The organism is Leptolyngbya sp. FACHB-541 (genome assembly GCF_014695875.1).
GTDB lineage: Bacteria > Cyanobacteriota > Cyanobacteriia > Elainellales > Elainellaceae > JAAUTN01.
The window spans coordinates 44,889-51,394 of the sequence record NZ_JACJPC010000096.1; the positions used below are offsets into that span (position 1 = coordinate 44,889).

At 45.5% G+C, this 6,506-nt stretch carries 4 protein-coding genes and 2 pseudogenes; 2 read left to right on the forward strand and 4 right to left on the reverse strand.

The genetic code is table 11. From position 1 onward, the window contains the following. Positions 1 to 107 precede the first annotated feature (107 nt). Positions 108 to 1,149: pseudogene (locus H6G00_RS19700) on the reverse strand (sensor domain-containing diguanylate cyclase). Between the two features lie 422 nt (positions 1,150 to 1,571). Between H6G00_RS19700 and H6G00_RS19705 the strand changes: the two are divergent. After that, entirely contained in the window at positions 1,572 to 1,736 is a 165-nt protein-coding gene (locus H6G00_RS19705) for a hypothetical protein (protein ID WP_190798040.1), read from the forward strand. Positions 1,737 to 1,784: 48 nt separating this feature from the next. Here H6G00_RS19705 and H6G00_RS19710 read toward each other — a convergent pair whose 3' ends face one another. After that, complete coding sequence (locus H6G00_RS19710) at positions 1,785 to 3,560, reverse strand: hypothetical protein (protein WP_190798041.1); 1,776 nt, start codon at positions 3,558 to 3,560, stop codon at positions 1,785 to 1,787. Positions 3,561 to 4,000: 440 nt separating this feature from the next. After that, positions 4,001 to 4,093: pseudogene (locus tag H6G00_RS35575) on the reverse strand (IS6 family transposase); the annotation flags it as partial. A 284-nt stretch (positions 4,094 to 4,377) separates the two neighbouring features. Here H6G00_RS35575 and H6G00_RS19720 point away from each other — a divergent pair. Then, complete coding sequence (locus H6G00_RS19720) at positions 4,378 to 5,130, forward strand: Rad52/Rad22 family DNA repair protein (protein WP_190798043.1); 753 nt, start codon at positions 4,378 to 4,380, stop codon at positions 5,128 to 5,130. Positions 5,131 to 5,635: 505 nt separating this feature from the next. On the opposite strand, the gene H6G00_RS19725 is transcribed toward H6G00_RS19720, so the two are convergent. Further along, on the reverse strand, positions 5,636 to 6,043 hold the full coding sequence (locus tag H6G00_RS19725; protein ID WP_190798044.1) for a response regulator: 408 nt from the start codon (positions 6,041 to 6,043) through the stop codon (positions 5,636 to 5,638). Between the last annotated feature and the right edge of the window lie 463 nt (positions 6,044 to 6,506).

Below are 6,506 nucleotides of genomic sequence, written 5' to 3' on the forward strand. Positions count from 1 at the left end.
TTTTGTGGGAATTCTGAACCGATTCTTTTCTTTGAGTAATTTTACAAAAACAATTCCAGCAGAATTATCTTGTTTTCCTCTATCCAGAATTGTTGTTCCTGCAATCTTTACGTGCGTTTAATCCGTTTATTGGCATACATCTGTTGATCAGCTTGGATCATCATCTGTTCCAATGAAGTCTTTACATCGACCTGGCAAATAGCTAAACCAATACTCATGGATAGATGATAGGGATTCTTCCTTGTTTCGTTGGAGAGGATTATGTTCCCTTGCAAACGAGACACAACATCATCTTTTGCTCCACAGCTTGATACGAATACGGCAAATTCATCTCCGCCCAATCGAGCTACTACATCTGATTCACGAAAGGTTTGTTTCAATACTTTAGCTGCGTTTATAATCAAGCGATCGCCCATTTCATGCCCTAACGTATCATTCACCCGCTTCAATCCATCCAGATCAATGAATAGCAGACAAACAGACGTATTGACACGATGGGCTAGTTTAAGTTGTTGCTCTGCTAGTAGGAGAAAGCCACGTCGATTATTTAGCTTGGTTAGTTCATCTGTGATCGACAGTTGCTGAACGGCTTCTTCTGCTTTTTTTCGTTCTTTCACTTCTTCACGCAGTTGGGCGTTCGCAAATTCTAATTCAAGCGTGCGGTCTTTTACCCGTTGCTCAAGCTCGGCATATATTTGAACATTTTCTAACGCAACGGATGTTGTATCTGCTAATGCTTGGAGTAGTTCAACTTCTGGTGCAGTGGGTTGGTGATATTGCGCCCAGTACACCCCAATGGCTCCAATGGGAGCAAGGGCCCGAATGGGTACCATTGCTAAGCTCTTAACAAAAGTGGGTTGGTAAGCAGCAAAGGGAATCCGCTCATCTCCATAAACATCTTCAATCACGACGGGTTGACGGTTCTGCATCGTCCATCCCCCAATACAGATTTTCAGCGGAAACCGTTGCCCTTTCCACAGGGGTGCAATCGCATCTTCATCCGCATAGAAACATTGATCCTGGTCGCGCAAAACAAAACTGACACCATCAGCATGAGTCAATTCGCGCGGCTACTTGCATAATCGTCATGATGGTTTCTAGGCTACGGGCAAGAGAAAGCTCTTGCACAACCGTAATCAGCCGTCTCATGGACTGTAAGTGCGATAGCGAATGCGGTTCAGCGACAGTTGGTCTAGTAGTTTGAATAGAGAGATTCATTGAGGGACTGGCTTACTCAGGATCAAGAGGCGCAGAGAAATAGCAAGCAGAAGAAGAGGGTTTAGGCTATCTATCTTTAGACAGGCTTTGTAGTCTGCGTATAAAGACCCTAGTAGATTTGGTGAACGCGGAATTTACTGAGATTGAGTAGAAATTTCTATCAGAATTAACTGTATATCAGCTTTTGAAGTTAGAGCTTCAAGCCGCAAACTGTCAGAAATAGAACAACTATCTTTACGTAAGATTGTTTCTAGCCCATTAGATTTCAGCAGACCCACAGCTTGCAGTAACTGTCAATTAGTGTTTACATCCATGAGATCTCACTACACTAATTGGGGTAAAGGTAGCACTCGATGGATTTTCCTAAACGGGATAAAGAGTTGCCCCTTTTCACCCCTGTTTTGCGCTTGAGATTTCAGCGCAAGACTCACAACGGTCCAACCCGCACCAGCATTCTTGCGTTTTTAGCTCACAAAGATTTCCCATCGTTAGATAATGCTCGTTCTCCTATCTTTTAACTTCCGTTTTTTTCCTCCTTCTTGCAGTCCCTCCGTTGGAGACTCACGTTAATTAGACGGAGACATCAGCAGATCAAATAACAGGTTAGGACGGAACGGTGGCTCTTTGAGTTGCGTTTGATTCTGCTTCAAAGGGAAAGTTCGATCGCCCACCACGAGTGGCTCAAACTGTCGAGATAATCGTTCTTCATGCGATCGCAGAAAAATGACACGATCGCTGCGAACTTCTCCTGGCAACTCTCTTCGATCGAGCGCAACCTCTCGATTGATTTGTAGAAAATCATCCTTAAGCGCAATATACTCTTGCCAGTCATCATCCAACCGATACGCCTTCGGCTGAATCGATAGATTCGGATCTTCATCATTGAGCCAGCTCAGCGGAAATTTGTAAATCAAGCTCAACAAACGCGGAAATCGACTGTTGAAACTTTGCACTCGCTCTAGTCCTACTGGATCTTGATTGAAGTCAATTAAAATAATGCTTCTTGTGGTCATATCGGGGCAGAGTTGCGCAATATCTGTCCAAAATGTTCGCTGATACTGCGCGATCGCCACAAACTCTTGCTGAACTCTAAATCCACTCGCAATCAGCAGCGTAAAAAACAAGGCTAGCCCCACTGTAGCAATTGATTTTTTTCGGCTGTGGCTCACCGCAAACTGGATCGCACAGCAGGCGCAACCACACAAAATTGCAGCTCCAAAAGCAGCAGCAAGATGCACAAGCGAAGCTCTACCATTTACTAGATAAATGTTGTCCTCATCACCAGTGAGGGTGAGAACATACGCTAACACCAGCGCGACAAATCCGGTAATCAGCAATCGCCACAGACTGGAAAACTGGCGCTGAAAATGCTTTGATGCTTCTTCAGTTGGTGGTCGCTTTGTCTGGTGATTCAGTCCCGAAAAATGCAAGCCGTAAGCAATTGCCAATAACAGCAAACTCAGTGGAATAATCCATTGTACCTCTAGAGCCATGAAAGCCTGAATGGGTTTCATGATAAAAGCAGCGATCGATACAACTGGTCCTGCTGTAATTGAAAGCAGCACCTGTAAGACACTATTCTTATCATCATTAATCTGAATCAGCCGACCGATACGCGATTCACCAACCAGTGTACGAAGCAGCAAAACAACGAGCATCAATGCGATTAGAATCGCAGCATGTCTAAATAACTCTTGCCGCGATCGCCCATTCCATTTCCAGGTCGGCTTCAGCAGTGGAGCAATCCAAAATAGCGGTAGAAATTTTTCATAGCAGAACAATGAAATAAAAATTAGTAAATATGAAAAAATGCGATTTCTTCTGTCATCTGATAAATATAAGTGTGAGGCAACCAGAAATAGGATAGATGCGGGTAAGATGCCAAAAGCGCTTGTAAGCCAAGCATGATTTGTATTGGCAGGAAATAAGGCGAAAGCCAAAGCGCTAGTGAGTGCAAAAAAAGCGTTTTGCGTCGTTCGCTGCATCAGCCTGTGAAACAATAAAACATGAACTAGATAAACGAAATAGGCAATTACATACATGGCGGGTAGACCACCGAATTGAACGCCTAAACGAGCAAACACATAAATCAGTCCGGTGTGCAGTGGTCGTCCTTCTTCGACTGCTATAACCTCAAAAATTGGCAGCCAATATTGCCAAACTTGCGTCCACTTCCACTGCATCATCAGCGGAACTCTGGTGAAATCTTCTCGATATATCGAAAACTGCTGAAAGTTCTGAAAGTAAGCAACCCAAATAATCAGCGCTAAAAGCAAAAAGACAAACCCGTTAAAAGCTTGTTGGCGATTTAGCACTTTAAGATTGAGCGGATATTTGGACATTATCTGATGCTCTGATGCAAGGAGTTTTCAATGCTGATGCGATCGATATGAACGTAACGCTAGTAGTCGAATTCGCACAATTTTGATTGCCCTTACTACTCTAGTAGAGCATCGACCCATTGCCTAGACGATTTGAAATCACATCTGAATTTGAGAGCACATCTGAATTCTTGACAACTTTTGGTCTTTGTTGTACCAAATGCGTTGCAAAAGAGTTTTCTATTTTCGAAGACTGAGCAGCAGTGTTTTAGCAGAATTGCCCCCTATTTATACCTTCTGTAGTTTGGGCGATCGCGTTAATCTAATTGCTGTTGTTTGCTACTAAAACTGATGGGACAGGCAATTGTTCAAGTTGATGCATTTACCGACAGTCCGTTTAGGGAAAATGCAACTGTGGTTTGCGTTTTGGCTGAGCCACAGTCGGATGAATAGATACAAAAGAACGATTTAAATCCCATCATCGGTTTTACACTGCGCTTCACGTTGCGATGGTCTTGCTCAATGACATGGTTCAAATACTGGTTCTGTCGTAATTCTGTCTCAGCTTTCAACGCTTCAACTACCCCTTCCACAACCAAGAGTAAGCTTGTAGCGCATGACGACGAACACCAAGGTTTAATTCTGAACGTGTCGCACGACTCTCTAAAAAGAGACTTAGACCAATGCTCTCCAGGCGTAAAAGCATTTTTTGCTGCACTTCCCATTAAGTTGCTGACAAAGGCTCTGCGGACGCTTACGTAAAAATGGCGCTTGAAAGTATTGCCATCGCTGTGGATGTTGGTTGATGGGACATCGCCTAATTTCTTAAAATTGAAGCATGAACCTCTCAGAAATTCTCCCCCAACTTAAAGCGTGGTTTCCCGCCGCAGACCACAAAGAACGAGACCTCCCAGGCGGTGGACGTTGGTACTACGTCCCCTGGCAATCGATTAGAGCGAGGCTGGATGAAGTGTGTCCTGATTGGCAGGTCAGTTACGGTGAGCCTATCTATCTGGACAAGTACTGCGTCATCTCCTGCACTATTACTATTTGCGGCGTAAGTAGGCAGGCAATCGGCAATGCCCCAATCGAGCTAATTAGCAGCAAGGGCAAGGATATGTCGCGTGGAACGCCTATTGAACGGGCGATCGCCGATGCCTTCAAAAATGCTGCTGAGGCTTTTGGTATTGCTGCCTACCTGGATGAACAGGTTGATGACAAGACCAAGGCTGACTTTGTTCGCTATATGCAGAAGCATGGCAACGGTAAGGCAGTAGTCAATTATCAAGAAAACCAACGCCTAGAGCGAGGTGAGCCGCCTACACCAAAACGTGTTGACCCTCCCAGCCGTCCCTTTGGACAGCCCGCACCCAGCACCAAGTCTGTTATCACAGAATCGCAGCGCAAGCGGTTGTGGGCGATCGCCACTAACAATGGCGGATACACCGAGGCTGGCTTTAAGCGACTGATTGAGGGGTGTGGCTTTGCCAGCTCCAGGTCAATCACGGTCGATAAGTACAGCGAGATTTGCTTGAGGGCTAGCGACCCTGGCACGGCAGCTATTTACAACCAGGAGTCACAAGCCTCATAGTGCACGCAGGCTTCTTTTGTATCACCTCAACCAGCAGGAACTATTCAGCGTCCCGCTGGTTTTTGTATGCTGTCCTCCATATCTCTTGAAGACCTCCTCAATACTGTCGATCGCCTCCTCATACTGCCCAACCTCAGAAGCCTTTAGATACTTAGATTTCTTCCCGCCAAACTGGGCTTTACGGCTCCTTAACTGCCATGTGCATGGTCAGTTCTGGCAGTTCCAGACGGCTTTGACTGAGCAATCCAGCAACACATCATCCTGTGCTCTAATCCCTGCCTACTGCGACTGGAGGGAGGTGAGTTTTTCGAGCAATGCTTGGTATCCGTTCATTTTTTGATTCGTGTGCAATCTAGAACTGTTTTAGCAATTTGCCCACGAATCAACAATGACTTTCAGCCCGACGGCGAAGCTGGGCTGAAAGTCATTGCTCTCCCGCTTGCGAAGCCATTCCCGCGAGAGATTGACCGTTTGATCAACTTTACCCAACGATTTTTTGCTGCCATCAAATTCTACTGGCAGCCATCTCTAGCACAGCTTGTAGTAACACATCTTGCTCAACAGGCTTAGCCAAATGCTGCTGGTAACCTGCCGCAAGCGCTTGCTCTCGATCTGATTCTCTAACATTAGCTGTCAGGGCGATCGCTGGCACCTGCCCTCCTTGCTCAACTGTCAAGGCTCTAACTCGACGGATTAACATGTAGCCATCTTCGCCAGGCATACTCACGTCACTAACTAAAACGTCTGGTCGCCATTCCAGAACTGATTGGAATGCATAATCAGCAGAGATAACTGCTGCTACCTCTGCACCGTAAACCTCGAATAGGAAAGCGAGAAATTGGAGATTATCAACATCATCATCTACGAGCAGCACCTTCAAACCATCCAGCCTAAGATCAGCATCGGAGGACATGGATCAGAAACCTTAATGAAATTTGTAGGGGAAATTTGATATTCCCACAAAAAGCTTTGCTTTTCGTTGTTTTGCTCAACCAACTGAAGGGAAGCAACTTCTCCAAGGTTAAGCCGATCACTTTGCAGGAATGACAGAATCTCGTGCTCTGCACTTTTCGATGTCCAGCCAGTACTCAGGATTGGCAGTATTGGGCGATCGCTCTCTGACAGGCACTCCAACACCCATCTAACTTGCTCTGCTGTTACTGCACTACCTCAAGTTTGGAGATGTCCCTGTCTCACCTCGTTTCATACCTTGATTCAGCAACGCTCAACTTCTAGCTGAAAAGAGGGCTGTAGTCAAAACCACAGCCCTCTCTCTAGTTAAACAACAGTACCTGGACTATTCGGCTTAGCCTAAGAAGGTAAACACGTTACGGTTGTTGAGATAGCCTGAAGCGTTGTTGACAAATTGAGTCGAA